General features: G+C 64.0%; 24 protein-coding genes. 9 read left to right on the plus strand and 15 right to left on the minus strand.

The window, feature by feature from the left end; genetic code table 11:
- Positions 1-69 precede the first annotated feature (69 nt).
- Positions 70-498, minus strand: a complete 429-nt coding sequence (locus HBH1_RS20545) for a MerR family transcriptional regulator (protein ID WP_102664163.1) — start codon at positions 496-498, stop codon at positions 70-72.
- Between the two features lie 194 nt (positions 499-692).
- Here HBH1_RS20545 and HBH1_RS20550 point away from each other — a divergent pair, with 194 nt between their 5' ends.
- A complete protein-coding gene (locus HBH1_RS20550) occupies positions 693-1757 on the plus strand; it encodes an MBL fold metallo-hydrolase (RefSeq protein ID WP_102664164.1) in 1065 nt (354 codons plus the stop codon).
- 102 nt (positions 1758-1859) lie between these two features.
- Here HBH1_RS20550 and def read toward each other — a convergent pair whose 3' ends face one another.
- The gene (gene def, locus HBH1_RS20555) at positions 1860-2378 is read right to left on the minus strand and encodes a peptide deformylase (protein WP_102664165.1); all 519 of its coding nucleotides are present in this window, start codon (positions 2376-2378) and stop codon (positions 1860-1862) included.
- A 291-nt stretch (positions 2379-2669) separates the two neighbouring features.
- Between def and dprA the strand changes: the two genes are divergently transcribed.
- The 3 genes from dprA (at position 2670) to HBH1_RS20570 (ending at position 7450) form a co-directional block, all read left to right on the plus strand.
- Complete coding sequence (gene dprA / locus HBH1_RS20560; RefSeq protein ID WP_102664166.1) at positions 2670-3827, plus strand: DNA-processing protein DprA; 1158 nt, start codon at positions 2670-2672, stop codon at positions 3825-3827.
- An 87-nt stretch (positions 3828-3914) separates the two neighbouring features.
- Positions 3915-4391, plus strand: a complete 477-nt coding sequence (locus HBH1_RS20565) for a Smg family protein (RefSeq protein ID WP_006464584.1) — start codon at positions 3915-3917, stop codon at positions 4389-4391.
- Between the two features lie 380 nt (positions 4392-4771).
- Positions 4772-7450, plus strand: coding sequence for a DNA topoisomerase III (locus tag HBH1_RS20570; protein WP_102664167.1), 2679 nt, complete (start codon positions 4772-4774; stop codon positions 7448-7450).
- A gap of 216 nt (positions 7451-7666) precedes the next feature.
- On the opposite strand, the gene HBH1_RS20575 is transcribed toward HBH1_RS20570, so the two are convergent.
- Positions 7667-8443, minus strand: a complete 777-nt coding sequence (locus tag HBH1_RS20575) for an exodeoxyribonuclease III (RefSeq protein ID WP_077234825.1) — start codon at positions 8441-8443, stop codon at positions 7667-7669.
- 173 nt (positions 8444-8616) lie between these two features.
- On the opposite strand from HBH1_RS20575, the gene pyrE reads away from it, so the two are divergent.
- Positions 8617-9276 carry an orotate phosphoribosyltransferase gene (pyrE, locus tag HBH1_RS20580; RefSeq protein WP_077234826.1) on the plus strand — a complete coding sequence of 220 codons (660 nt, stop codon included), beginning with the start codon at positions 8617-8619 and terminating at the stop codon, positions 9274-9276.
- A gap of 78 nt (positions 9277-9354) precedes the next feature.
- On the opposite strand, the gene HBH1_RS20585 is transcribed toward pyrE, so the two are convergent.
- The 6 genes from HBH1_RS20585 to HBH1_RS20610 form a co-directional block, all read right to left on the minus strand.
- Positions 9355-9852, minus strand: a complete 498-nt coding sequence (locus tag HBH1_RS20585; RefSeq protein WP_077234827.1) for a Signal transduction histidine kinase — start codon at positions 9850-9852, stop codon at positions 9355-9357.
- Positions 9853-10057: 205 nt separating this feature from the next.
- Positions 10058-10585 (minus strand): peroxiredoxin family protein, encoded by a 528-nt coding sequence (locus HBH1_RS20590; RefSeq protein ID WP_006464579.1) that lies wholly within the window; start codon positions 10583-10585, stop codon positions 10058-10060.
- A 160-nt stretch (positions 10586-10745) separates the two neighbouring features.
- Positions 10746-11405, minus strand: coding sequence for a BON domain-containing protein (locus HBH1_RS20595; RefSeq protein ID WP_102664168.1), 660 nt, complete (start codon positions 11403-11405; stop codon positions 10746-10748).
- Complete coding sequence (locus HBH1_RS20600) at positions 11398-11994, minus strand: phosphoheptose isomerase (RefSeq protein ID WP_102664169.1); 597 nt, start codon at positions 11992-11994, stop codon at positions 11398-11400. The genes HBH1_RS20595 and HBH1_RS20600 overlap by 8 nt, the downstream gene beginning before the upstream one ends.
- 118 nt (positions 11995-12112) lie before the next feature.
- The gene (locus HBH1_RS20605; protein ID WP_102664170.1) at positions 12113-12481 is read right to left on the minus strand and encodes a YraN family protein; all 369 of its coding nucleotides are present in this window, start codon (positions 12479-12481) and stop codon (positions 12113-12115) included.
- Positions 12482-12488: 7 nt separating this feature from the next.
- On the minus strand, positions 12489-13757 hold the full coding sequence (locus HBH1_RS20610) for a penicillin-binding protein activator (protein ID WP_102664171.1): 1269 nt from the start codon (positions 13755-13757) through the stop codon (positions 12489-12491).
- A 13-nt stretch (positions 13758-13770) separates the two neighbouring features.
- Here HBH1_RS20610 and rsmI point away from each other — a divergent pair, with 13 nt between their 5' ends.
- Positions 13771-14691 carry a 16S rRNA (cytidine(1402)-2'-O)-methyltransferase gene (gene rsmI, locus HBH1_RS20615; protein WP_102664172.1) on the plus strand — a complete coding sequence of 307 codons (921 nt, stop codon included), beginning with the start codon at positions 13771-13773 and terminating at the stop codon, positions 14689-14691.
- A 24-nt stretch (positions 14692-14715) separates the two neighbouring features.
- Here rsmI and HBH1_RS20620 read toward each other — a convergent pair whose 3' ends face one another.
- From HBH1_RS20620 to HBH1_RS20645, 6 genes are all read right to left on the minus strand, one after another.
- Positions 14716-15909, minus strand: coding sequence for a septal ring lytic transglycosylase RlpA family protein (locus HBH1_RS20620; protein WP_077234833.1), 1194 nt, complete (start codon positions 15907-15909; stop codon positions 14716-14718).
- 171 nt (positions 15910-16080) lie between these two features.
- A complete protein-coding gene (gene rodA / locus HBH1_RS20625; RefSeq protein WP_102664173.1) occupies positions 16081-17190 on the minus strand; it encodes a rod shape-determining protein RodA in 1110 nt (369 codons plus the stop codon).
- 94 nt (positions 17191-17284) lie between these two features.
- On the minus strand, positions 17285-19258 hold the full coding sequence (mrdA, locus tag HBH1_RS20630) for a penicillin-binding protein 2 (protein ID WP_102664174.1): 1974 nt from the start codon (positions 19256-19258) through the stop codon (positions 17285-17287).
- 19 nt (positions 19259-19277) lie between these two features.
- Positions 19278-19787, minus strand: coding sequence for a rod shape-determining protein MreD (mreD, locus tag HBH1_RS20635; RefSeq protein WP_077234836.1), 510 nt, complete (start codon positions 19785-19787; stop codon positions 19278-19280).
- Positions 19784-20860 (minus strand): rod shape-determining protein MreC, encoded by a 1077-nt coding sequence (mreC, locus tag HBH1_RS20640; RefSeq protein ID WP_182993343.1) that lies wholly within the window; start codon positions 20858-20860, stop codon positions 19784-19786. The genes mreD and mreC overlap by 4 nt, the downstream gene beginning before the upstream one ends.
- A 298-nt stretch (positions 20861-21158) precedes the next feature.
- Positions 21159-22202, minus strand: a complete 1044-nt coding sequence (locus HBH1_RS20645) for a rod shape-determining protein (protein ID WP_006465688.1) — start codon at positions 22200-22202, stop codon at positions 21159-21161.
- Positions 22203-22560: 358 nt separating this feature from the next.
- On the opposite strand from HBH1_RS20645, the gene gatC reads away from it, so the two are divergent.
- The 3 genes from gatC (at position 22561) to gatB (ending at position 25925) form a co-directional block, all read left to right on the plus strand.
- Complete coding sequence (gatC, locus tag HBH1_RS20650; RefSeq protein WP_006465687.1) at positions 22561-22863, plus strand: Asp-tRNA(Asn)/Glu-tRNA(Gln) amidotransferase subunit GatC; 303 nt, start codon at positions 22561-22563, stop codon at positions 22861-22863.
- An 88-nt stretch (positions 22864-22951) separates the two neighbouring features.
- Entirely contained in the window at positions 22952-24418 is a 1467-nt protein-coding gene (gene gatA / locus HBH1_RS20655) for an Asp-tRNA(Asn)/Glu-tRNA(Gln) amidotransferase subunit GatA (RefSeq protein ID WP_102664176.1), read from the plus strand.
- A gap of 43 nt (positions 24419-24461) precedes the next feature.
- A complete protein-coding gene (gene gatB, locus HBH1_RS20660; protein ID WP_255411911.1) occupies positions 24462-25925 on the plus strand; it encodes an Asp-tRNA(Asn)/Glu-tRNA(Gln) amidotransferase subunit GatB in 1464 nt (487 codons plus the stop codon).
- The last annotated feature ends 267 nt before the right edge of the window (positions 25926-26192 follow it).

Genomic DNA, 26192 nt, shown 5'->3' on the forward strand with positions numbered 1-26192 from the left:
ATTTTTCTGGTGTTCCGGAGGGTAAGCTCCGGTTGACGTTAACGGCAGATGAATCCGGTTTGCCGGGGCTCAGGCGGCCACGGCCTTGCGTCTGGTCCTGGTGCTACTGCTCCTTGATTTGCCCTCGACCAGCAGTTGCCGGCATTCCTCTTCGTGGGCGGCAATTTCGGAGAGGGTCAGTTCCAGGTCTTCGCGCTGCTGCTCCAGCTTTTCGCGGTGGTGCTGCAGCAGGCCCAGGAAACGCTGCAATTGCGGCTGCGTATCCTTGGGCGATTCATACATGTCGATCAGGTCCTTGATCTCGGAAAGCGTGAAGCCGAGCCGCTTGCCGCGCAGCGTCAGCTTCAGGCGCGTGCGTTCGCGCGCCGGGTAGACCCGATGCCGCCCACCCACGCCTTCGCGCTTGGGATTGAGGATGCCGTGGTCTTCGTAGAACCGGATCGCACGCGGCGTGATCGCGAATTCTTCTGCCAGTTCGGTGATGGTATAGGTGGGCATAAAGACGTGGACGCTGATGGGCTTGGGGCTCGAAGGAGTCGGATCGGCCTGGTCTGGCACTTTACGTTAACGTAAAGTATATTGTGCCCTGTCGTCCAGCGGAAATTGCAGCTTGCGCTAGACTGGCGGTCTTTCGTTGTCGCTGGAGCAATGTCCGGCGTCGTTCCTGTCCACGTTCCCGGCCCGGCTCATTGATGAATGCACTTGAATCCCAGCTCGACTACGCCTTCGGCGATACCCTGCCCGACATTGGCCGCACCATGCAGGTCGCGCCCGGTGTGCGCTGGCTGCGCATGGGGCTGCCCTTTGCGCTGAACCACATCAATCTCTGGTTGCTGGAAGACGAGGTGGACACACCGCACGGCCGGCAGCGCGGCTGGACCGTAGTCGATTGCGGCATCGCCACCGACGAGACGCGCCAGGCCTGGGAAACCATCTTCGCCGAGGAACTCGATGGCCTGCCCATCGTGCGCGTGCTGGTCACGCATTGCCATCCCGATCACGTGGGCCTGGCCGACTGGCTGTGCCAGCGCTGGCAGGTGCCGCTGTGGATGAGCACCGGCGATTACGCGTTTGCGCGTGTGATGTCGGCGGCCCTGCCGGGTGCCGAGGGGACGGCGGCGACGCCGCATTTCCAGCGCCACGGGCTGGCCGATCCCGAAACAGTGGCCCTGCTGCAGGGGCGCAATAACTATTATCAGGACCTGGTACCGACGGTGCCGCGTGCCTACCACCGGATGCAGGATGGCCAGGCGGTGCGCATCGGCGGGCGTGACTGGGAGGTCATCACCGGGTTTGGTCATGCGCCGGAACATGTGTCCCTGTACTGCCGTGCGTTGAACGTGCTGATCTCGGGTGACATGGTCTTGCCGCGTATCTCCACCAATGTCTCGGTGTTTGCCATCGAGCCGGAGAGCAACCCGGTGCAGCAGTATCTGGATTCGCTGAAGAAGTACGCGCACCTGCCGGCCGATGCGCTGGTACTGCCTTCGCATGGCAAGCCTTTCCGCGGCCTGCACACGCGCATCGAACAGTTGAACGATCACCACCGCCTGCGTCTGGCCGAGGTGCTGGAAGCCTGCGCCACGCCGCAGACGGGGGTGGATATCCTGCCGGTGATGTTCAAGCGCCCGCTGGATACGCACCAGTTGTCCTTCGCGCTGGGCGAGGCGGTGGCGCATCTGCACAAGCTCTGGTACGACGGCGCCCTGCAGCGCGTGCTGGGCGAGGACGGGGTGTACCGTTTCGTGGCGGTCTGATCAGAACCATGGCTTGATGCGCAGGGCGCATCAATGCAAAAACGCCGGCCGGGGTTGCCCCTGGCCGGCGTTTTGATTTTGTGCTGCAGATGACAAGCAGGCTTAGCCCGCCTTCTTCTTCATTTCGCGCTCTTCCTTCTGCAGCTTGGTCTTGATGCGGTTGCGCTTCAGCGGCGAGAGATATTCGACAAAGACCTTGCCCTTGAGGTGGTCCATCTCGTGCTGGATGCAGACTGCCAGCAGGTCATCGGCATCGAGTTCGAAGGCCTTGCCGTCGGCATCGAAGGCGCGCACCTTCACGCGTGCCGGGCGTTCCACGCCATCGTAGATGCCGGGCACCGACAGGCAGCCTTCATCGTAGATGCGCTTTTCATCGCTGGCCCACAGGATTTCGGGATTGATGAAGACCTGCAGGTTCTTGCCCTCATCGGACACATCGATCACCACCACCTGTTCATGCACGTCGACCTGGGTCGCGGCCAGGCCCACGCCGGGGGCGGCATACATGGTCTCGGCCATGTCGGCCACCAGTTGCTTGATGCGCGCATCGAAGACGGTCACGGGTTGGGCGATCTTGTGCAGGCGCGGATCGGGATAACGGAGGATGTTGAGCTGGGCCATACGTGGTTCTCGGCAATCTTGGAGTTCGGTCCCGGTGGACCTGGATAGTCCGGACCTCGACATTTTGCGAGGCTCCGGGGGATTCGTTTCGGGAATTGTTATTTAAATGTGGCCGGAGCGCGACGCTTCAAGCGCGGCCGCAGCACAATCGTGGGCTTGGTCGCCAGCGCCTGTGCATTGTTGCCCGGTGGCCACCGTGGTGTTCCCGATCAAGATGAAAAGTGTATCACAGCCCGCTCCCCGTTCGCCGCAAGCCCGCGCCGCACGGCGTTGAGCGCGGCACTGTCAATTATGCAAAACAATTTCCCATTTGATGCGGCGCAGGCCGATTCCGACCACCTCCAGGCCTGGCTGCGACTGGCTTTTGCCGAGGGCATCGGGCCGGTGGCGGCACGGCGCCTGCTGGCCGTTTTCGGCCTGCCCGGCCAGATCTGGCAGGCGGATTTTTCCGCACTGTGCGCCGTACTGCCGCCCCGGCAGGCGGCGGCCTTGCTGGCACCACCCTCGGGCCGGCAGCGCGAGCGCATGGAGACCACGCTGGAATGGCTGCAGCTGCCTGGGCGGGCGATCATCACGCTGGCCGACGCCGCGTATCCGGCCCGTCTGCTCAACATTGCCGACCCACCCTTGTTGCTCTACGTGCGCGGCAATGCGGCGCTGCTGTGCGCGCCGGCGCTGGCGGTGGTCGGCAGCCGGCATGCCACGGCGCAAGGGCGCGAGCACGCGATGCGCTTTTCCGAGGAGCTCAGCCATGCCGGGCTGACCGTCGTCTCCGGGCTGGCGCTGGGCATCGATGCGGCCGCGCATGAGGGCGGTCTGCGGGGTGCCGGATCGACGGTGGCGGTGATCGGGACCGGCTGCGATATCGACTATCCGCCGCGCAATCGGGATCTCGCCGAACGCATCGCACAGGACGGCTGCATCGTCAGCGAATATGCGCTGGGCACGCCGCCGCTGTCGGCCAATTTCCCCAGACGCAACCGGGTGATTTCGGGGCTGGCCCAGGCAGTGCTGGTGGTCGAGGCGGCGGCCCGCTCCGGCTCGTTGATCACGGCGCGCATGGCGGCCGAGCAGGGGCGCGATGTGTTCGCCATTCCCGGCTCCATCCACGCGCCGCTGTCCAAGGGCTGTCACCAGCTCATCCGTCAGGGTGCCAAGCTGGTGGAGACGACGCAGGACATCCTCGAAGAATTGCCACAGCGGCAAGCCGTTGCCGGTACTGCGCCGCCAATAGTGGCACCAGCATTTGTCGCGGCCGGGGCGATGGGCGATGTCGATCCGGCAAGTCTGCAGGTCATGCGCGCCATGGGACATGATCCGGTCGATGTCGACACCCTGGCGCAGCGCTGTGGTCTGGATGCAGCGGCACTGGCAGCAATCTTGCTAGGACTGGAACTGCAGGGCCGCGTAGAAGTGTTACCTGGCGCACATTACCGGTGCGTAGCATGAAGAAATTAATCCCCGCGCTGCCGCAATTCCTGCCATACTGGACTTGGCTGACTTGTACATTCATAACCTTCGCGATAGAGTACGAACATGTTTGATGTCCTCGTTTACCTGTACGAAACCTACTATCGCCCTGATGCCTGCCCCGAACCGGAGGCCCTGGTCAAGAAGTTGTCCGCGATCGGTTTCGAAGAAGATGAAATTTCCCAGGCACTCGGATGGCTGACTGATCTTGAAGTCGCCAATCACGAATTCGCCGACAACTATCCCCGCCAGACCGCCTTCTCCTTCGGTACCCGTATCTACGCGCGCCAGGAAAGTGACGTGCTCGGCGTGGAAGCCATTGGCTTCATCCAGTTCCTGGAATCGGCCAAGATGCTGGACCCGATGCAGCGCGAGATCGTCATCGAACGTGCACTGGCCGCCGGTGAAGCACCCATCACACTGGAAAAGCTCAAGGTGATCGTGCTGATGGTGTTGTGGAGCCAGGGCAAGGAGCCGGACGGCCTGATGTTCGAGGAGCTGTTCCTCGACGAGGACGACACCGAACCGCGCCTGTTGCACTGAGGCAGCTACGGTGGCTTGCCAGCCTGATATTGCAGCGGCTGCAGGGTTGCCATGCTGACAGTGGGCTGACGATAGACATAGCTTATTGCTTCATCCCAAGCTCAATACGCATGAAACTCTGAGACGGCAAGCCCTTGTGCTTGCCGTTTCGTTTGCATCACGCTTATCATTCCCCCGCATTGGCCCGATATTGGCTACTATATAAAAATTCCGTTGTCCACAGGCAACGAAACGCCGGCCGCATGCTCCGCACGCCGCCGCTGCCGGTTTCGACCCTGGGATGGCATGACGTTGTTTCGGAGCGATCCGGCCCCAACTGGGGCTGACCGATCTCCTGGAACACGCCAGCAACCGATCTCTCATTACCGAGACCCATACTTATGAGCAAGACCCTCATCATTGCCGAGAAGCCCTCTGTCGCGAACGACATCGCGAAGACGCTCGGCGGCTTCACCAAGCACGATGAGTATTTCGAATCCGACCAGTACATCCTGTCGTCGGCCGTCGGCCACCTGCTGGAAATCGCAGTCCCCGAGGAATACGACGTCAAGCGCGGCAAGTGGAGCTTCACCCACCTGCCGATGATTCCGCCGCACTTCGCCCTGAACCCCATCGCCAAGACCGAGTCGCGCCTGAAGGTGCTCTCCAAGCTGATCAAGCGCAAGGATGTCACCACCCTCATCAACGCATGTGACGCGGGCCGCGAAGGAGAACTGATCTTCCGCCTGATCGCGCAATACACCAAGGCCAAGCAGCCGGTGAAGCGCCTCTGGCTGCAGTCGATGACGCCGGGCGCCATCCGCGAGGGTTTCTCCCACCTGCGCGATGACGAGGAAATGCTGCCCTTGGCCAATGCGGCGCGCTGCCGCAGCGAGGCCGACTGGCTGATCGGCATCAATGGCACCCGTGCCATGACCGCCTTCAATTCCAAGGAAGGCGGCTTCTACCTCACCACCGTGGGCCGCGTGCAGACGCCGACCCTGTCGATCGTGGTCGAGCGTGAAGAGAAGATCAAGAAGTTCGTCCCCCGCGATTACTGGGAAGTGCACGCCGAGTTCGTCTGCGCCGCCGGCATCTACAAGGGCCGCTGGCTGGACAAGGGCCACAAGAAGGACGAGAACGACCCCGAGAAGCGCCCCGAGCGCCTGTGGAGCCGTGCGGCCGCCGATTCCATCGTGGCCGCCTGCCGCGACAAGCCGGGCAATGTCACCGAGGAATCCAAGCCGACCACGCAGATGTCGCCGGGCCTGTTCGACCTGACCAGCCTGCAGCGAGAAGCCAACTCGCGCTTCGGCTTCTCGGCCAAGAACACCCTGGGCCTGGCCCAGGCGCTGTATGAAAAGCACAAGGTGCTGACCTACCCGCGTACCGATTCGCGCCACCTGCCCGAGGACTACATCAACACGGTCAAGGACACGATGGAGGCGCTGGCGGAGAACAACAACTACCACCAGTTCTCCAAGCAGATCCTCAAGCAAGGCTGGGTCAAGCCCAACAAGCGCATCTTCGACAACACCAAGATCAGCGACCACTTCGCCATCATCCCGACCACCCAGGTGCCCAAGAACCTGTCGGAACCGGAACAGAAGCTCTACGACCTGGTGACGCGCCGCTTCATGGCGGTGTTCTTCCCGCCGGCCGAGTTCCAGGTGACCACCCGCTTCACGGAAGTGTCGGGCCACCAGTTCAAGAGCGAAGGCAAGGTCATGATCAACCCCGGCTGGCTGGCCATCTACGGCAAGCAGGTCGAGGAAGACGACAAGGACAAGGAAGGCGGCGGCAATCTGGTCGCCGTGGCCCAGGGCGAGAAGGTCAAGACCGACAAGGTGACGGCCAACGGTCTGGTCACCAAGCCGCCCGCCCGCTACACGGAAGCCACGCTGCTGTCGGCCATGGAAGGTGCGGGCAAGCTGGTGGATTCGGACGAATTGCGCGAGGCCATGGCCGGCAAGGGCCTGGGTACGCCAGCCACGCGTGCGGCCATCATCGAAGGCCTGCTGAACGAAAAGTACCTGCTGCGCGAAGGCCGCGAGATGATGCCCACCGCCAAGGCCTTCCAGCTGATGACGCTGCTGCACGGCCTGGGTGTGGATGAACTGACCGAACCGGAACTGACCGGCGAGTGGGAACACAAGCTGGCCCAGATGGAGCGCGGCAAGATCAGCCGTGACGAGTTCATGCGCGAGATCGCGCAGATGACCCAGATCATCGTCAAGCGTGCCAAAGAATACGACAACGACACCATTCCCGGCGACTATGCGACCCTGCAGACGCCCTGCCCCAATTGCGGTGGCGTGGTGAAGGAAAACTATCGTCGCTTCGCCTGCACCAAGTGCGAATTCTCGATGAGCAAGGTCCCCGGTGGTCGTCAGTTCGAGATCGCCGAAGTGGAAGAACTGCTGCAGAACCGCACCATCGGCCCGCTGCAGGGTTTCCGCTCGAAGATGGGCCGTCCGTTCGCGGCCATCCTGAAGATTTCGCGCGACGAAGAGATCAAGAACTTCAAGCTGGAATTCGACTTCGGCCAGGATCAGGCCGATGGCGAGGGTGGTGAGCCGGTGGACTTCAGCGAGCAGACCCCGCTGGGCGCCTGCCCCAAGTGCGGCAGTGGCGTCTATGAGATGGGCCTGGCCTATGTCTGCGAAAAGACCGTGGCCAAGCCCAAGGCCTGCGACTTCCGCAGCAGCCGCATCATCCTGCAACAGGAAATCCTGCCCGAGCAGATGGCCAAGCTCTTGAACGACGGCAAGACCGACCTGCTGCCGGGCTTCATCTCGCAGCGTACCCGCCGACCGTTCAAGGCCTTCCTGGTCCGCGGCAAGGACGGCAAGATCAGCTTCGAGTTCGAGGAACGCAAGGCCAAGGCGCCGGCCAAGGGCAAGGCTGCTGCAGCCGAAGCCGGTGATGGTGCGGATGAGGCGGTAGCCAAGCCAGCCGCCAGGAAGACGGCGACCAAGACCACGGCCACCAAGACCAAGGCGGCAGCCAAGCCAGCAGCGGCCAAGAAGCCGGCACTGCGCAAGGCCACCCCGAAGAAGGCAGCAGCACCGGACGCCTGATTTTTGCTGGTCTGAAACGACAAAGCCCTCGCACGTCACAGTGCGAGGGCTTTTGTTTTTTTGCGAACGATTTTTCAGCTACTTTCCGTTCGGACTGAGTAGGCCCGCCAGGGCCGTATCGAAGGCGCTCCATGGACCACCATCCGGCGCGTCTTCGATACGCGGCTGCGCCGCTACTCAGTCCGAACGGGAGGAGGCGGGTTGGCTGGCGCGTGTTCAGTCGCCGTAGACCACCGTCAGCGGCGCATGGTCAGAGAAGCGCTGCTCCTTGTAGATCGCCGCGCTCACTGCCTTGGCGGCAATGCCCGGGGTGGAGACGTGATAATCGATACGCCACCCCACGTTGTTGGCCCAGGCCTGGCCGCGATTGCTCCACCAGGTATAGGCCTCGCCGGTGGTCTCGGGATGCAGGCGGCGGTACACGTCCACCAGGCCCAGCTGGTCGAAGATGCGCGTCATCCAGGCGCGCTCCTCCGGCAGGAAGCCGGAATTCTTCTGGTTGCTCTTCCAGTTCTTCAGGTCGATTTCCTTGTGGGCGATGTTCCAGTCGCCGCAGATGACGACTTCGCGGCCGCTCTTTTCCAGGTCCATCAGGTGCGGCAGGAAGGCTTCCATGAAGCGGAACTTGGCTTCCTGGCGTTCCTCGCTGGACGAGCCCGAGGGTGCGTAGAGCGAAATCACGGTGAGGTCGCCATAGTCGCATTCCACATAGCGGCCTTCGTCATCGAACTCGGTATTGCCGAAGCCGATGCGCACCGAATCCGGCTGGCGGCGGCTGTACACGCCCACGCCCGAGTAGCCTTTTTTCTGGGCATAGTGGAAATGCCCGACATAACCGGCCGGGGCCAGGAATTCATCGGTCATGTCGGCCGCCTGGGCCTTCAGTTCCTGCACGCAGACGAAGTCCGGCGCTTCCTTCTGCAGCCATTCGAAGAAGCCCTTCTTGGCGGCCGAGCGGATTCCGTTGAGGTTGGCGGAGACGATTTTTGGCATGGGATTCCTGTTTGCTTGCTGCGGGAGAGTGTTCGATCAGGCCGGTAGCATAACCGATAGGATGAATCATTTAAAATGGCGGCCTGATGAAGGTTTCGCCACCTCCCCCGCTTTGCCTTGTGGCAAGCAGGCAGGCCGGCCCTTCCGTTTTGACTCTTCCCGGGAAATGCATTGTGAGCAACTTGAGACAGGAATTCATTGAATTCGCGGTGTCGGCCGGCGTGCTGCGCTTTGGCGAATTCGTCACCAAGGCAGGTCGTACCTCGCCTTACTTCTTCAACGCCGGTCTGTTCAGCGAAGGCGCGACGCTGGCCCAGGTGGCGCGTTTCTACGCCCAGACCCTGCAGGATTCCGGCATCGAATATGACATGTTGTTCGGTCCCGCCTACAAGGGCATCACGCTGGCGTCGGCCACCGCCGTGGCGCTGGCCGGCATGGGACGCAACGTGCCGTTCGCCTTCAACCGCAAGGAAGCCAAGGACCACGGCGAAGGCGGCACCATCGTCGGCGCCAAGCTGCAGGGCAAGGTCGTCATCATCGACGACGTGATCTCGGCCGGCACCTCGGTGCGCGAATCGGTGGACATGATCCGCGCCGCCGGCGCCACCCCCTGTGCGGTGCTGATCGCGCTGGACCGCATGGAGCGCTCGGGCAAGGATGGCGCGCTGTCCGAACTGTCGGCCGTGCAGGAAGTGGCGCGCGAATACGGCATGCCGGTCATTTCCATCGGCAACCTGGACGACCTGTTCGAGTACATCTCCACCGGCGGCGATGCGCGCCTGACCCAGCACAAGGATGCCGTGGCGGCCTATCGCACGCGTTACGGTGTCTAAGCTGCGCCAAAAAGCGTCAAAAAACGGAAAAAGGCTGCATCTTCGTTGATGCAGCCTTTTTGTTTTGCGGGCGCCTGATTACAGCGGCTTGATCACACCCGCCACCTGCTGGCGCTGCAGCCGGTCGTCAAGTTCGCCGACCTGGGCGGCCACGGCATTCTCGGTCTGCTCCACCCGATGGTGGATGTCGCGCTGCAATGCGTCCAGGCGCTGCGCCAGCAGGGTCTGCTGTTCGGTCTGGCGGCGCTGCAACTGTTCCAGCTCGGTCTTCAGGTAGCCGCGCAGGTCGTTGAAGCGCGAATGCTCGGCCTGGTCGGCCAGGGTGCGCTGGGCTTCCAGCTGCTTGGTCAGGCGCCGGCTCTCCAGCATCACGCTGGTCTGCAGGGCCAGGATGTAGAGCAGGAAGAAGGCCGTCAGCACGACCACCACCGCCAGCATCACCGCACCCAGCGGCGCCTGGAACTCGGTGTAGATCAGCGAGAGGGTGGTGGTGGCCGTGAAGGCCGTCCAGTTGACGGCGGCGAAGATGGCGACCAGCGCCAGCAGCACGATCAGGAAAACGGTCCGGAATCTCATTGCAGCCTCCTGTTATGTTCTCGGTCATTGGGCAGGCATGACCGTTCAGCACGGCCGGGCCGCAGCGGAACGATAAAAAATCGCTTGTCATGCCGACAAGGTGAACCTTTTGGACTTCCTGGGTAGAGGGGATGTTCCTTGGAGTTGTTCGGCGGAATTAAAAAAGCCGACACATGGTCGGCTTTTTCGGAGGAGTGAAGCGCGCTCAGGCTGCTGCCAGGGCCTTCTCCAGCAGCTGATGCAATTCAGCGAACTGCGGCTCGCCGACATAGCGCTTGATGATGTTGCCGTCCTTGCCGATGACGAAGGTGGTCGGGGTCAGCTTGACGTCGCCGAAGGCCTTGGCCAGCGTATCCTGCGGGTCGAGGGCGACCTTGAAGGGCAGCTTGCGGGTCTCGGTGTAGTTCACCACGTAGTTGGGCGGGTCATAGCTCATGGCCACGGCCACGAAGTCCAGGCCGCGATCCTTGAACTTGTTGTAGGTCTCGATCATCTGCGGCATCTCGCCCACGCAGGTGGTGCAACTGGTGGCCCAGAAGTTGACCATCACCACCTTGCCGCGCAGGTCCTTGAGGGCCACCTGCTGGCCATCGAGCTTGGTGAAGGTGACATCGGGTGCGGCGTTGCCGGCATTGACCTTGAAATAGGCGAAGGCGGCGATGGCGGCCACCCCGACCAGGGCAACCAGCTTGATCATGAGGCCGCGTTTGGGCGCATTTGCCTGTGCTTGCATGGAAAACTCCGCATTCCGGATTCGAGGGAGGGGCCTGGCCCCGGTCACTTATCCGGCCATTATAGACCGCGCCGCCCGATCCTGCGGGCTGCGCCCCAATTGGAAACCGCCGGACGGGCCGGCGGTTTGACTTGCATCAGAGGCGATCAGCGACGACAGGTCAGCTGGTGGACTTGTTCTCGCTGGCCGGCTTGCGCTGGTAGTCCTTCAGTTCTTCTTCGCTGATGTACTCGAACAGCGTGACGACCTTGGTCACATCCGACACGCCGCTGGCGATCTGGGCGGCGCGCTGGCCTTCGCGCTGGGTCACGCGGCCCATCATGTAGACGATGCCGCGCTCGGTCGTGATCTTGAAGGCGCTGGAATAGAGCGACTTGTCATCCACCAGGCTGGCCAGCACCTTGCTGGTGATGAGCGCATCGCTGGAGCGCGAGCCGAAGCTGGAGGACGGGCCGACCTGCAACTCGTTGTACACCGTATCGACGTTCTGCAGGGCCTTGATCTCGCGTTCGGCGGCGGCCTTGGACGCTTCGTCAGGCACTTCGCCGGACAGCAGCACCTTGCGGTTGAAGGACGTCACGTTGACGTGGGAACCGGAGGCCACCACTTCGGGAATGCGGGCTTCGCCCTTGACCACGATCGACTTGTCCTCCGTCTGCGCGCCCAGGGTACGGCGGTCGGTGGCGGCGAAGGTGGTGGCCAGCGCACCGCCGGCCAATACCGCGAAACAACCCTGCAGGCTCAGGGCCAGCATGCCGCCCAATGCGACTGCCGCCAGCGGGCGGCGCAGCCGTGTGAACAACGATCGTGCATCACTCATTCGCATCATCTCCAAAAAGCGCGACGTCGATACCGTCGCAAATGCAGTGCAGGGACACCAGATGTACTTCCTGGATGCGCGCGGTGCGGTCATGCGGCACACAGATATGGACATCGGCATCGGTCAGGATCTTGCCGATCTTGCCGCCGCCCTTGCCGGTCAGCGCCACCACGCGCATGTCGCGCTCGTGGGCCACTTCAATGGCGGCCAGGATATTGCCCGAATTGCCCGAGGTCGAGAAAGCCAGCAGGATGTCACCCGCCTGGCCGAAGGCCTGGACCTGCTTCGAGAAGATTTCCTGGTAGCTGTAATCGTTGCCCACCGCGGTCAGGATGGAGGTGTCGGTGGTCAGGGCCATGGCCGGCAGGGGCAGGCGCTCGCGTTCGAACCGTCCCACCAGTTCGGCCGCGAAGTGCTGGCTGTCGGCTGCCGATCCGCCATTGCCGCAGGCAAGAATCTTGTTGCCATTCGACAGTGCGGTGAACATAAGTTCAATCGCCTGTTCGATCGGTTGCGCCAGTACGCTGGCTGCCTTCATCTTCAGGTCGGCGCTTTCCTGGAAATGGGCGAGGATACGGGGATTTGTCATAGTGGCTGCGATTATAGAGGACTTGAACGGCGCCAAGCCCGGGCAATTGGTAAAGAGAAGTTTCCGCAATACGGTGGCACATGATACGCCAGCGTCGGCCGGTTGCAGCAAACCGGGCTCAGGCCTCGATGACGTTGCGCAGCCACTGCAACTGGCCGCCTTCGACCGCGATCACGTCGAAACGGCAGGCCGGCAGCTCCCGCTGGCCTTGCAGCCAGACCTGGGCCGCCAGCAGCAGGCGTCGCTGCTTGGCCGACGTGATGCTGGCCGCCGCGCCACCGAAGGCCGCACTGGCGCGCGATCGCACTTCCACGAAGACCACCGTGGCACCGTCCCGCAGGATCAGGTCGATTTCGCCGCCCTTGCAGCGGAAATTGCGTTCCACCAGGCGCAGGCCCTGGCGTTGCAGATGGTCCAGGGCCTGGTCCTCGGCGGCGTCGCCGGTACGCTGGCGTGCGGTCCGCCGCAACAGGTCGCGCAGGGCCATGGCGGCGTCAGTACTGGTCCGCCATCGGCACTGGCCAGCCGTCCTGATAGACCGCCTGGGTCTCCTGGCGCTGGAAATAGGTGGTGCCGCCGCCGATCATGTTCACCGTCAGGCGTCCGGTGACGCCATCGATATCGAAGCCCGATTGCCTCTGCGCGATACCGTAGGCGACCCGGTAGGCATCGATGCCCAGTGCATACAGGCGCGCCAGGTCCGGGCTGGGACGTTCATTGTCGTTGACCGCCGGGCGCGGATAGCGCGCCACTGCCACGTTGTCGGGCTGCAGTTGCCAGGGGATGTCGACCAGGCGTACCCCATCCAGCTCGGGCAGCTTGTCGTTGGGGTTGTCACGTTTGAGGGTGTAGGGATTGATCTGCGAGGTGCCGTACAGCGGCAACTCGTTGCCCACGGCGCTACGGAGTTGCACGGTCTGCGCGGCATCCAGGGCGACGAAGATCAGGGCTGGTTTTTCCTGCTCCACGCGCTTGGCCAGTTGCGCCAGGCCCGGTGCCGAGAGAGCATTGGCGGGGGTGCTCAGTTCCAGCGTCTCGACCTGCAGGCCGAGCTGGCGGGCACGCAGCTGGAAGGAACGGGCGGCGCGCTTTTGCCAGGCGGTGTTGGTCGAGATGGCGAAGATCTTGCCCGGCGCCTTTTCCTTTTCCACCCAGTTGGCTACCTGGCGTGCCTCTTCGTCGATGGACAGGCCTACGGCCAGCATCTGCGCCGGCAGTTGCAGGTCGGCCTCGCCATTCATGTCTGGCTGGGCCAGGGCGACGGTGGGCTTGCTCACGCGACCGCTCTGGGCCACGGCGGTGACGGCGCTGCGCGAGAGCGGGCCGACCACGATGTCGTACTTGCCGGACGCTTCATCATAGGCGCGCTGCATGTCCGGGGCCGAATCACCGGTCTCGACGATGGCCAGCTGGATGTTTTCCTTCTGGCGCGAATAGGCCGTCAGGAAGCCGGTGCGCACGGCATCTGCAGCGGCCCCGAAGGCGCCGGTACGCGAGGGCAGCAGCAAGGCCATACGGATCGGGGCGGCGGCTGGTGGTGCCATGGATGGGCCGTTGGCGGCCGACTGCATCTCCGGTGAGGTCCCCGGCGGCAGCGCCAGCGGGGCCGGGTCGGAGGTGGCCGAGGGCAGCCCAGGGGTAGCGGCCTGCGCCAGCAGAGGTACACTGTCGGCTGCTGCGGCCGGCAGCGCCACCATCCAGGGGGCCAGCAAACCGGCCAGCAGGGCCGCGCATGCGGTCATTTTCTTCGAACCTGTGAACATCCCGCCTCCTCCAATGAATCAGAATTCCAGCGTAGCTGCCTCCATCCTGCAGGATGCCGCCCAGCAAACCTATCCGGTGTCGGCATTATATGTGCTGGCCACGCCCATCGGGAATGTCTGCGACATCAGCCTGCGCGGCCTGCATCTGCTGGGCATCGCCGATGCGGTGGCCTGCGAGGATACGCGCAACACCAGCCAGTTGCTGCAGCGCTATGGCCTGTCGCGCCCCTTGCTGGCCACCCACGAACACAACGAGCGCGAAGCCGCCGACAAGATCATCGAGCGCCTGCGTGCCGGGCAGCGGGTGGCATTGGTGTCGGACGCCGGTACGCCTGCCATCTCCGACCCCGGTGCCAAGGTGGTTGACGCGGTGCGGGCCGCCGGGTTCCGGGTGATTCCCTTGCCCGGGGCATCGGCGGCGATCACCGCGCTGTCGGCCGCGGGCCTGACCGACGCGCGCTTCCATTTCGTGGGCTTCTTGCCCAGCAAGACCCGCCAGCGCGAGACCGCCCTGCAGGAGCTCACCGCCGTGCAGGCGGCGCTGGTGTTCTATGAAGCTCCGCACCGCATCGTCGAGACCGTGCAGTCCATGCTGCAGGTGTTCGGCCCGCAGCGCCAGGTGGTGCTGGCGCGCGAGCTGACCAAGCTGTTCGAGGATATCCATCGCTGCCCGTTGGGCGAGGCACCGGCCTGGCTGGAGCAGGACGCCAACCGCCAGCGCGGCGAGTTCGTGGTCTTGCTGGAAGGGGCGCCGCCGGCCGGTGACGAGGATGCCGAGGGCGAGCGCGTCCTGCGCATCCTGCTGGAAGAGCTCCCGCTGAAGCAGGCCGCCGCCCTGGCCGCGCAGATCACCGGCCAGAAGAAGAACGCCCTGTATGAACGCGCCCTGCAACTGAGGCAGGACGCGCAAGCGGATGATCAGGAAGGGGAGTGAAGCTGCCCTGGCAGGGCGGCCGCCCTAGCGCTCCACGATGAAGGGTGTGCCGGCACTGCGCTGGCGCACCAGCATGGCCGCATTCTGGGCCGCCGGCCGGGTCGGATAGGGACCGGCATACAGGCGATACAAGCCGTTGACCTGCACCGCCTGCATGCTGTCGACGATACCGGAGAGGCTGGGCAGCAGCTTGTCGCGCGCCACCAGCGCATTGGCTTCTTGCGAATAGGCGCCGAACTGAAGGTAATAACCCGCCGTCAGCGGTACCGCCTGCGGCATCGCCGGGGAGGGTGCCGAACCGCTGGCCACGGCGTTGATGATGCCGCCGCCACCGGCCAGGCCCGCGCCACTGGCCGCACTGCTGGTGCTGGCATTGATCGGCTGCACTGCTGCCACGGTGGGCTGGGGCGGCAGGCCTTGTGCGCTCACGGTATTGATTTCGACCGCGCCGGTGGAAACGCCGGCGCCATTGTCGGCGGCCCGGTTGATCGGATCGGCGACCGCCAGCGTGCTGCCATTGCGGCGCGCATCGGCCATCCGCTGTGCTTCTTCTGGCAGGATGCGTTCGACTTCCAGCTCACTGCTGCCGCTGCCCAGATAACCCAGTTTCAGTGCGGCCGTGTAGGACAGGTCGATGATGCGGCTGGAGTGGAAGGGGCCGCGATCATTGATGCGCACGATGACCTGCTTGCCAGTCTTCAGATTGGTGACCCGCGCATAGGAAGGAATGGGCAGCGTGGGGTGCGCGGCCGTCATCTTGTACATGTCGTAGAGCTCGCCCGAGGACGTCTTCTGGCCATGGAATTTCTTGCCGTACCAGCTGCCGATGCCGCGCTGGATGAAAGGCTGGTTGCTGTCCGTAATGGGCACGTAGGTCTTGCCGAACACGGCATAGGGCCGGCTGGCCGCCCGCGAGACCGGCTCCACCTGCGGTTCGGCGTCGGCCACGTCGAGCAGGCCGTCGGGGATGTGGTCGCCCGGGCCATCGTCCTTGTAGTAGCCGCCGCGTCCCGAGCCTGCTGCCGGCAGTGCCGGAACGTTGGCCGGACGGCTGCTGCCGGCCTTGACCGGTGTCGAGGGCGCCTGCGCGGTCTGGCGCGGCGCCTGCTGGGTAGTGCCGCAGGCCGCCAGCAACAGCGGCAGCAGCAAGGCGCCCCAGCGCAGGGCCTGGCCCCAGGGGGCGAGGCGGTGGTGATGTTCTAGAGTGGGTGTTCCCATAGCCTGTCCTTGGTCAACAGTCGATGCGCCGGGCCTGGTGATGCCTGTCCCGGCCGGAATGTTCGCAACGATACCAGAGTGCAATGCACCGAGGCTGACAACTCGTCAGTGCTGCAAGTTCACGGATCTTGCCGGACTTGTCCCCTGGACAAGGGCATCCATGCGGCCCGCTCAGCTCTGGACCAGCTTGCGATGGCGCTGGATGCTCATGAGGATGCCCGCTCCCAGCCCCAGCGTCACCAGAGCCGTACCGCCATAGCTCATGAAGGGCAGCGGCACCCCCACCACCGGCAGGATGCCGCTGACCATGCCCATGTTCACGAAGGCATAGGTGAAGAAGATCATCGTGATGGCCCCGCCCAGCAGACGCGTGAAGAGCGTCGGGGCATTGGCGGTGATCATCAGTCCGCGCCCGATCAGCAGCAGGTACAGCACCAGCAGGACGACATTGCCGATCAGCCCGAACTCTTCGGAATAGACCGAGAAGATGAAGTCGGTGGTCCGTTCGGGGATGAATTCCAGGTGCGTCTGCGTCCCCATCAGCCAGCCCTTGCCGCTCACCCCGCCGGAGCCGATGGCGATGGTGGACTGGATGATGTGGAAGCCCTTGCCCAGCGGGTCCGAGGTCGGGTCGATGAGCATCATCACCCGCTGGCGCTGGTAATCGTGCATGAAGGACCACACTACCGGCAGGCTGGCCGCACCGGCCACGAACAGGCCCAGCAGGATCTTCCACGGCAGTCCGGCGAAGAAGATCACGTAGAAGCCCGCCGCCAGCACCAAGAGGCCAGTCCCCAGGTCGGGCTGGCGGATGATCAGGAAGCCCGGGATCAGCAGCAGGATCGCCGCCACCACGAAGGCATCCCAGCGCAGCATGCTTTCGCGCTTCTGGAAATACCAGGCCAGCATCAGCGGCATGGCGATCTTCATGATTTCCGAGGGCTGCACCACCATGCCGATATTGAGCCAGCGACGTGAACCCTTCTTGATGATGCCGAACAGCGCCACCGCGATCAGCAGCGTCACCCCCACCGTATAGACCGGCACCGCCAGCCGCAGCAGCAGTTGCGGCGAGACGTTGGCCGCAGCCCACATGACGATGAAGGCCACCAGGATATTGCGCAACTGGTCCTCGACCCGGCCAGGGAAGTTCATCCCTGCCGAATACAGGGTGACGATGCCTACCGACAGGATCAGGAAGACGATCAGCGACAGCGCGCCGTCGAACACCGTCAGGTGCGGCTTGATGATTTGCCAAAGGGGCGGACGTTGCAGGCTCATGCCGGCTCCTGGTGCTTGCTGCGTTGTTGCGATGTCAGACCTTGCGCGCCGGTGGAACCCGCGCGCAGGCGTAGGGTGCCAAGGCGACCCGGTTTCATTCCTGCACGTCCGGCTGGACCGTGGGCGTATTGCTGCCGCCGCTGTCCTCGGAGACGGGACCCTCGACCGGGGTATCCGGGCTCACCGCCTCGGGTGCGACCGACTTGATCGGCTCATTGGGACGCTTGCCCAGCATGAAGTAATCCATGGCCTTGCGCACCAGCGGTGCGGCCACGCCGGCACCCCAGCCGCCGTTCTCGACCACCGCCGCAATCGCGATGCGCGGCGCGTCGGCCGGCGCAAAGCCGATGTACAGGCCGTTGTCGTGATAGATGCGGGAGAGCTTCTTCGAATCATACTTCTGGTTCTTGGCGATGTTGACCACCTGCGCCGTACCGGTCTTGCCGCCCGAGTCGTAGGGGGCGCCACGGAAGGCGGCCGCGCCGGTGCCTTCCTTGACCACGCCGACCATGGCGCGCTTGATGAAGTCGATGTTTTCCTGCTTCAGCGGGATCCGGTAGCTTTCCTTGGGCACGGTCTCGGTGCGCTCGTGGGTCACGCCATCCTCGATGATCTTGACCAGGTGGGGCTTCATCACCACGCCATTGTTGGCCAGGATGGCCGTGGCCTGGGCCATCTGCAGCGGCGTGAAGCTGTTGTAGCCCTGGCCGATGCCCAGCGACACCGTATCGCCGGCGATCCAGCGTTTCTGCTCGGGTTTGCGGAAGGCGTTGCGCTTCCACTCGGTGGAGGGCAGGATGCCGCGCTTCTCGTGTTCCAGGTCGATGCCGGTGATCTGGCCGAAGCCGAAGGGCTTCATGAAGTCATGGATGGCGTTGACCCCCATGTCGTTGGCCAGCATGTAGTAGTAGGTGTCGCAGGAGATCACCACCGAGCGATACATGTCGACCACGCCATGGCCGCCTTCCTTGTCATCGCGGAAACGGTGGTTGCCCAGGATGAAATAGCCCGGGTCGCGGATGGCGTCCTGTGGGCGACGGCGGCCCAGCTCCAGCGCGGCTAGCGCCATGAATGGCTTGTAGGTCGAACCGGGCGAATAGACCCCCGACAGCGGGCGGTTCAGCAGCGGCCGGTCGGGCGACTTGTTGAGCTCGTCCCAGCTTTGCTGGTCGATGCCTTCCACGAACAGGTTGGGATCGTAGGAGGGCTGCGAGACGTAGGCCAGGATGTCGCCGGTGGCCGGGTTGATCGCCACCAGCGCGCCCTTCTGGTCGCCGAAGGCCTCCTCCACCACCTTCTGCAGCTCGATGTCGATGGACAGGATCAGGTTCTTGCCGGGCGTGGCCGGGGTGCGCGAGAGCGAGCGCACCGCCCGCCCACTGGCCGAGATTTCCACTTCCTCGTAGCCGGTGGTGCCGTGCAGCTGGCTTTCGTAGCTTTTTTCCAGGCCTTCCTTGCCGATGTAGTCGGTGCCGTTGTAGTTGGCTTCATCGTCGGAGTCGGCGATGCGCTCGGCATCGCGCTGGCTGATGCGGCCGATGTAGCCGATCACGTGGGCAGCAGTCTTGCCGTACGGATACTGACGGAACAGGCGGGCCTGCACCTCCACCCCGGGAAAGCGATAGCGCTGGGCCGTGAACTTGGCCACTTCCTCGTCGGTCAGGCGGGTGCGGATGGGCACGCTTTCGAAGTTCTTGGACTCTTCCTGCAGGCGGCGGAAGCGACGCCGGTCGCGCGGCTGGATTTCCACGATCGTGCCCAGCTCGTCGATCAGGTCATCGATGTTGGTCTTGATCTTGGAGGGGGTGATTTCCAGCGTGTAGGCCGAATAGTTGCGTGCCAGCACTACACCGTTGCGGTCCAGGATCAGGCCGCGATTGGGCACGATGGGCACCACCGAAATGCGGTTTTCCTCGGCCTGGGCGGCGTAGGCATCGTGGCGCACCACCTGCAGCCACAGGAAACGCGCCAGCAGCAGGCTGAAGCAGACCAGCACCAGCACGCTGGCCGCCAGCAGGCGCATGCGGAACAGCCTCAGCTCATGCGCGGTATTCTTGAATTCGGTCATGCTGCTTGCACCTGGCCCCTCAGATGGGGCGATTCTCGTCGCGATTCACGGCGCGGCGCTGCGGCGCCAGCAGCAGCAGGCTGACCACCGGCCACAGCAGGGCCGACACCAGACTCTCGCTGAAGTAGAACCAGTCCGGCGACTTGCCGGTGACCAGCAGCTGGATCACCAGCTGCACCGCCTGTGCCAGCAGCATCAGCGGCAGCACGTGCAGCGCCTGCGTGCGCAGCGGGAACCACAGCACCCGGCGGTGGATCATGATGGCGAAGTAGGACAGCAGGGTATAGGCCAGCGCGTTCTCGCCCAGCAGGGTGGCTTCGTTGACGTCCATCAGCAGGCCCATCAGGAAGGCCACGCTGATGCCGACCTTGCGCGGCTGGTGGATGTTCCAGAACACCAGTGCCAACGCCACGAAGTCGGGCACGCCCACCATCTGCCCCCAGGGCATGAGGTTGAGCACGAAGGCCACGATCAGGCTGAACGCGATGAACAGCGGACTGGCCGGCAGGAGGATGTATTGATTGTTCATCGTGCGGGTTCCTTGGCAGCCGGCTTGGCGCCGGTGGGCGCGGCAGGGGTGGCGGCAGCGGCCGGGGCGGCAGGCTTGGCCGGCGCGGTGGCATCGGCGCTGCCCTTGCGTTCCTCGGTCGCCTTGTCCTTGGGCGTGGCATTGGCCTCGTCGGCGCTGTTGTCGCGGGTACTGTCACGCAAGCGACGCTTGAACAGCTTGGCCGATTTTTCGTCGATGACGTCCGGTTCCGGGCGCGGCGGCAGGTTCTTTTCCACCAGCAGGATCAGCAGCTGGCGATGGCGGTCGATACCGGCCAGGGGGCGGCAGACGATGCGGGCAAAGGAATCGGCCGAGCGCGTCTCCACCAGCGCCACGCTGGCCACCGACAGGCCCGGCGGATAGACGCCGTCGATGCCCGAGGTCACCAGCACGTCACCCTTCTGGATATCGGCATTGGCCGGCATGAAGCGCAGATCCAGCGCGCCGGTCTGGCCACGGCCGTAGGCCACGCTGCGCAGGCCATTGCGCAGGACCTGGACCGGGATGGCCTGGTCCTTGTCGGTCAGCAGCGTGACCTCCGAGGTGAACGGGAACACCCGCGTTACCTGGCCCACGATGCCGACCTCGTCGATCACCGGCTGGCCCGCCGTCACGCCCTGCTGTGAACCGCGGTTGAGGATGATCTTGCGGGTAAACGGGTCGCGGGCGTCGTACAGGATTTCGCCGACGATGGACTTGACCGGCACCTTCTGCTGCATGTCCAGGAGCTTGCGCAACTGGGCGTTTTCCGCCGCCAGCAGGCGCTCCTGCTGCATCAGCTGGGCATTGACGATCTGTTGCTGGCGCAGCTCGTGGTTTTCCCGCTGCAGCGAGGTCATCGAGGAAAAGTAGTCGCTCGAATTGGTGATGGCATCGCGCGGGATCATGGCCACCGTCTGGAACGGATAGAGCGCGGTGCCCAGCGCCTGGCGCAGCGTACCCAGTACGTGCATGCGGGCGTCGACCACCAGCATCACGACCGACAGCAATGCGAAGACGGTCACGCGCACCCGGGCCGAGGCGCCCTGCTTGAAGAGTGGTGGGATTTCCATGGCGTCAGGCCGCCGGCAGGGCCGCGTGGCGCGGCCGTCTGCAGGCGGAGAACTCACTTCCTGCGTCGAAGACGATAACAAAAAGGGGAGCCGAGGCGTTCACCCGACCCAGCGCCAGCCGTGCCTGCCCCGGATGCGCACATGGGGTGCGCAAGGCGTGACAAGTCGGTGTGGACTGCGTCATATCGAACGTATCGGTTCCCCGCTCATCCGGCGGTACATCGCCGCCGGTTCGTGCTGATACTGCCAGTGGCCGGCCGGGCCTGAAACTGCCGGGCCGGCCGTGGGTCATGCCGGATTACTCGGCCGAGAAGATCGAACCCAGCTTGTCCATGCGGTCCAGCGCCATGCCCGAGCCGCGCACCACGCAGGTCAGCGGGTCTTCGGCGACGATCACCGGCAGGCCGGTTTCTTCCATCAGCAGGCGATCCAGGTCGCGCAGCAGCGCGCCGCCGCCGGTGAGCATCATGCCCTTTTCGGCGATGTCGGCGCCCAGTTCCGGCGGCGTCTGTTCCAGCGCGTTCTTCACGGCCGAAACGATGTTGTTCAGCGGATCGGTCAGGGCTTCCAGGATTTCATTGCTGGAAATGGTGAAGGAGCGCGGGATACCTTCGGACAGGTTGCGGCCCTTGACTTCCATTTCCTTGACTTCCGAACCCGGGAAGGCCGAGCCGATTTCCTTCTTGATCGCTTCGGCGGTCTGTTCGCCGATCAGCATGCCGTAGTTGCGGCGGATGTAGTTGACGATGGCTTCGTCGAACTTGTCGCCACCCACACGTACCGAACCCTTGTAGACCATGCCGCCCAGCGAGATGATGCCCACTTCCGTGGTGCCGCCGCCGATGTCCACCACCATCGAACCGGTGGCGTCGGAGACCGGCAGGCCCGAGCCGATGGCCGCGGCCATCGGTTCCTCGATCAGGTAGACCTGGGATGCGCCGGCGCCCAGCGCCGATTCACGGATGGCGCGGCGTTCCACCTGGGTCGAACCGCAGGGCACGCAGATGATGATGCGGGGGGAGGGGCGGAACAGCTTGGAGTCGTGCACCATGCGGATGAACTGCTTCAACATCTGCTCGGTGACGGTGAAATCGGCGATCACGCCGTCCTTCATCGGGCGGATCGCCTCGATGTTGCCGGGCACCTTGCCCAGCATCTGCTTTGCTTCCTTGCCGACTGCCTGGATGGTCTTCTTGCCGTTGGGGCCGCCTTGCTGGCGGATCGCCACGACCGAAGGCTCGTCCAGCACGATGCCATGGCCGCGCGCGTAGATCAGCGTGTTCGCGGTACCCAGGTCGATCGCCAGATCGTTAGAAAAGTAACTGCGGAGAAATCCAAACATGAGTTGTCCTGATGCGCCCGCCATGGGGCGCCTAGCTTTTTGATAGGGGGAGGTGTCCGTTCATGCTGCGGCGACGCGAAAATCAGGCGCCTGCAAGGCATTAATCCGACATTCTACCTTATAATTCCAGAGAAACCAGCAAGCCGGACCGCCAAAAATATCCGCATCGCGAGACCTTCCGACCGCCATCTGGCGCGGGTTTGCCGTTTTTCATGCGATACATGCCATGACCCGGCCGGGTCGCCGCGCAAGCGCACTCGCCGACGTTGCCGAGGCCCGGAAAACCGCTCCTGGCCCCACTGGCTGCGGGTCTTCCAATTTCAACATCATGCGGCGCGCCCGGCGCGTCCTTTCGACCATGTCACTAGCCCTTTCCGACGTCAAACGCATCGCCAACCTGTCCCGACTGGAGCTCACCGAGGCCCAGGCCGGTGAAACGCTGGAAAAGCTCAATGGCATCTTTGCCCTGGTGGAGCAGATGAAGGCCATCGACACCTCCGGCGTGGAGCCGCTGTCGCACCCGATCGCCGCCATCGAGCCGATGCTGGCGCTGCGCCTGCGCGAGGACGCGGTCACCGAGTCCAATCGTCGCGAGGACTACCAGCAGCCGGCACCGGCCACCCAGGATGGCCTGTACCTGGTACCCAAGGTGATCGAATAAGCCCGGCGCACAACCGCACTCAGCGCCCTCACCGAACCTGACCGTTCCCGGCCCAGCCGGCCCGCAAGACCGCAGCGTAACCAATTCCATGCACAAGCTCACCCTCAAAGAACTGTCCGCGCAACTGCAAGCGCGCAAGATTTCCGCCACCGAACTGGCGACCCTGTTCCTGGACCGCATCGAGGCCAGTGACCTCAATGCCTTCCTGCATGTGGATCGCGCCCTGACGCTGGCCCAGGCGCAGGCCGCCGATGCCCGCCTGGCGGGCAATGAGGCCGGCCCCCTGACCGGCATCCCGATCGCCCACAAGGATATCTTCGTCACCCGCAACTGGCGCACCACGGCCGGTTCGCGCATGCTGCAGGACTACGTGAGCCCCTTCGACGCAACCGTGGTGGAACAGTTCAACGCCGCCGGCACCGTCACCCTGGGCAAGCTCAACTGTGACGAGTTCGCCATGGGCTCCAGCAACGAGAACTCCTTCTACGGCCCGGTGAAGAACCCCTGGGACAAGACCGCCATCCCGGGCGGCTCCTCGGGCGGCTCGGCCGCTGCCGTGGCCGCGCGCCTGGCGCCGGCCGCCACCGCCACCGATACCGGCGGCTCGATCCGCCAGCCGGCCTCGCTGTGCGGCGTCACCGGCATCAAGCCGACCTATGGCAGCGTCTCGCGCTACGGCATGATCGCCTTCGCCTCCTCGCTGGACCAAGGCGGCCCGATCGCCAAGACCGCCGAGGATTGCGGCCTGTTGTTGAACGCCATGACCGGCTTCGACGAGCGTGATTCCACCAGCCTGCAGCGCCCCAAGGAAGACTTCACCCGTTCGCTGAACCAGAGCCTGCAAGGCCTGCGCATCGGCGTGCCCAAGGAATTCTTCGGCGCCGGCCTGGCTGCTGACGTGGAAGCGGCCGTACGCGGCGCGCTGGCCGAATTCGAAAAGCTCGGTGCCACCCTGGTCGATATCTCCCTGCCCAAGACCGAACTGTCGATCCCCGTGTATTACGTGATCGCCCCGGCCGAGGCCTCGTCCAACCTGTCGCGCTTCGACGGCGTGCGCTACGGCCACCGTGCCGCCGACTACAAGGACCTGGCCGACATGTACAAGAAGTCGCGCGCCGAAGGCTTCGGCGAAGAGGTCAAGCGCCGCATCCTGGTGGGCTCCTACGTGCTTTCGCACGGTTACTACGACGCCTACTACCTGCAGGCCCAGAAGATCCGCCGCCTGATCGCCCAGGACTTCCAGAGCGCCCTGGCCGGCCCGGATCGCCAGTGCGACGTCATCATGGGCCCGGTCTCGCCCACCGTCGCCTGGGACCTCGGCGACAAGGCCGACGACCCGGTGGCCAACTACCTGGCCGACATCTTCACGCTCTCCACCAGCCTGGCCGGCCTGCCGGGCATGTCGATTCCCTGCGGCTTCGGTCAGGGCGAAAAGAACGGCAAGCGTCCGGTCGGCCTGCAGATCATCGGCAACTACTTCGACGAAGCGCGCCTCTTGAACGTGGCGCACCAGTTCCAGCAGGCCACTGACTGGCACCTGCGCGAACCGGCCTGATCACCTGGCCCTCGTCACCAACAACAGAATTCGCAAGGACAACATCATGCAGTGGGAAGTCGTCATCGGTCTGGAAACGCACACGCAGCTTTCGACCCAATCCAAGATCTTCAGCGGCAGCTCGACCCGCTTCGGCGCCGAGCCCAACACCCAGGCCAGCCCGGTGGACCTGGCCTTGCCCGGCGTGCTGCCGGTCCTGAACAAGGGCGCCGTGGAACGCGCCATCCAGTTCGGCCTGGCCATCGGCGCCACCATCGCGCCGCGCTCGGTGTTCGCGCGAAAGAACTACTTCTACCCTGACCTGCCCAAGGGCTACCAGATCAGCCAGTTCGAAATCCCCGTGGTCCAGGGTGGCACCATGTCGTTTGCCGTCGAGAAGGACGGCAAGACCGAGATCAAGACCATCAACCTGACCCGCGCCCACCTGGAAGAAGACGCCGGCAAGTCCCTGCACGAGGACTACCAGGGCATGACCGGCATCGACCTGAACCGCGCCGGCACGCCGCTGCTGGAAATCGTCACCGAACCCGAAATGCGCAGCGCCGCCGAAGCCGTCGGCTACGCCAAGGCCCTGCACTCGCTGGTGGTGTGGCTGGGCATCTGCGACGGCAACATGCAGGAAGGCTCCTTCCGCTGTGACGCCAACGTCTCCGTGCGCCCGGTCGGCCAGAAGGAATTCGGCACCCGCTGCGAAATCAAGAACCTGAACTCCTTCCGCTTCCTGGAAGAGGCCATCAACTACGAAGTGCGTCGCCAGATCGAGCTGATCGAAGACGGCGGCACCGTGGTCCAGGAAACCCGCCTCTACGATCCGGACAAGAAGGAAACCCGCTCCATGCGCAGCAAGGAAGACGCGCAGGATTACCGCTACTTCCCCGACCCCGACCTGCCGCCGCTGGCCATCTCGCAGGAGTGGATCGACCGCGTCAAGACCACCATGCCGGAGCTGCCTGCCGCCATGCGCGAGCGTTTCGTGGCCGACTATGCCCTACCCGAATACGATGCCATGGTGCTGACCCAGTCCAAGGGCATGGCCTCCTACTTCGAAGCCGTGGTCGCCGCCGCCGGGAAGGATCAGTCCAAGCCGGCCGCCAACTGGCTCATGGGCGACGTCGCCTCGACCCTGAACCGCGAAGACACCGACATCGCCGACGCCCCCGTCAAGGCCGCGCAACTGGCCCTGCTGCTCAAGCGCATCGCCGACGGCACCATCTCCAACAAGATCGCCAAGGAAGTCTTCGCCGGCATGTGGGAAGCGCCGTCCGACAAGGACAGCCTGGCCGACGACATCATCGAGGCCAAGGGCCTGAAGCAGATTTCCGACAGCGGCGCGCTGGAAGCCATCGTCGAGCAGGTGCTGGCCGCCAACGAAAAGTCGGTCGCCGAATTCCGTGCCGGCAAGGAGCAGGCCATCAACGCCCTGATCGGCCAGGCCATGAAGGCCACCCGTGGCAAGGCCAACCCGGCGCAGCTGACCGAATTGCTGCGCAAGAAGCTGGCAGGCTGATCCTTCCGCACTGCGCTGCCCATGAACGAACCCCACCCCTGGCAACAGGCGTTGAACTGCACCCCAAAAGTTGGACATAAATCCAACCTTGAACTGCACCCCAAAAGTTGGACATAAATCCAACCTTTGGGGTGTTTTTTATGGCGAAGTACGATGTGAAGTTCAAGCAGGAAGTAGTGCAGAAATATCTGGCGGGAGGCAGTGCCAGAGGGCTTGCCAAGGAATATAGGCTGGACCACAGCGTAGTTCGGCGGTGGGTCCGGAGCT

The organism is Herbaspirillum sp. BH-1 (assembly GCF_002870055.1).
GTDB lineage: Bacteria > Pseudomonadota > Gammaproteobacteria > Burkholderiales > Burkholderiaceae_D > Herbaspirillum > Herbaspirillum frisingense.

Bases quoted from the DNA above. Each gene is read 5' to 3' on its own strand.
- HBH1_RS20545 (WP_102664163.1), bottom strand. From the start codon at position 498: ATGCCCACCTATACCATCACCGAACTGGCAGAAGAATTCGCGATCACG.
- HBH1_RS20550 (WP_102664164.1), top strand. From the start codon at position 693: ATGAATGCACTTGAATCCCAGCTCGACTACGCCTTCGGCGATACCCTG.
- def (WP_102664165.1), bottom strand. From the start codon at position 2,378: ATGGCCCAGCTCAACATCCTCCGTTATCCCGATCCGCGCCTGCACAAG.
- dprA (WP_102664166.1), top strand. From the start codon at position 2,670: ATGCAAAACAATTTCCCATTTGATGCGGCGCAGGCCGATTCCGACCAC.
- HBH1_RS20565 (WP_006464584.1), top strand. From the start codon at position 3,915: ATGTTTGATGTCCTCGTTTACCTGTACGAAACCTACTATCGCCCTGAT.
- HBH1_RS20570 (WP_102664167.1), top strand. From the start codon at position 4,772: ATGAGCAAGACCCTCATCATTGCCGAGAAGCCCTCTGTCGCGAACGAC.
- HBH1_RS20575 (WP_077234825.1), bottom strand. From the start codon at position 8,443: ATGCCAAAAATCGTCTCCGCCAACCTCAACGGAATCCGCTCGGCCGCC.
- HBH1_RS20585 (WP_077234827.1), bottom strand. From the start codon at position 9,852: ATGAGATTCCGGACCGTTTTCCTGATCGTGCTGCTGGCGCTGGTCGCC.
- HBH1_RS20590 (WP_006464579.1), bottom strand. From the start codon at position 10,585: ATGCAAGCACAGGCAAATGCGCCCAAACGCGGCCTCATGATCAAGCTG.
- HBH1_RS20595 (WP_102664168.1), bottom strand. From the start codon at position 11,405: ATGAGTGATGCACGATCGTTGTTCACACGGCTGCGCCGCCCGCTGGCG.
- HBH1_RS20600 (WP_102664169.1), bottom strand. From the start codon at position 11,994: ATGACAAATCCCCGTATCCTCGCCCATTTCCAGGAAAGCGCCGACCTG.
- HBH1_RS20605 (WP_102664170.1), bottom strand. From the start codon at position 12,481: ATGGCCCTGCGCGACCTGTTGCGGCGGACCGCACGCCAGCGTACCGGC.
- HBH1_RS20610 (WP_102664171.1), bottom strand. From the start codon at position 13,757: ATGTTCACAGGTTCGAAGAAAATGACCGCATGCGCGGCCCTGCTGGCC.
- rsmI (WP_102664172.1), top strand. From the start codon at position 13,771: ATGAATCAGAATTCCAGCGTAGCTGCCTCCATCCTGCAGGATGCCGCC.
- HBH1_RS20620 (WP_077234833.1), bottom strand. From the start codon at position 15,909: ATGGGAACACCCACTCTAGAACATCACCACCGCCTCGCCCCCTGGGGC.
- rodA (WP_102664173.1), bottom strand. From the start codon at position 17,190: ATGAGCCTGCAACGTCCGCCCCTTTGGCAAATCATCAAGCCGCACCTG.
- mrdA (WP_102664174.1), bottom strand. From the start codon at position 19,258: ATGACCGAATTCAAGAATACCGCGCATGAGCTGAGGCTGTTCCGCATG.
- mreD (WP_077234836.1), bottom strand. From the start codon at position 19,787: ATGAACAATCAATACATCCTCCTGCCGGCCAGTCCGCTGTTCATCGCG.
- mreC (WP_182993343.1), bottom strand. From the start codon at position 20,860: ATGGAAATCCCACCACTCTTCAAGCAGGGCGCCTCGGCCCGGGTGCGC.
- HBH1_RS20645 (WP_006465688.1), bottom strand. From the start codon at position 22,202: ATGTTTGGATTTCTCCGCAGTTACTTTTCTAACGATCTGGCGATCGAC.
- gatC (WP_006465687.1), top strand. From the start codon at position 22,561: ATGTCACTAGCCCTTTCCGACGTCAAACGCATCGCCAACCTGTCCCGA.
- gatA (WP_102664176.1), top strand. From the start codon at position 22,952: ATGCACAAGCTCACCCTCAAAGAACTGTCCGCGCAACTGCAAGCGCGC.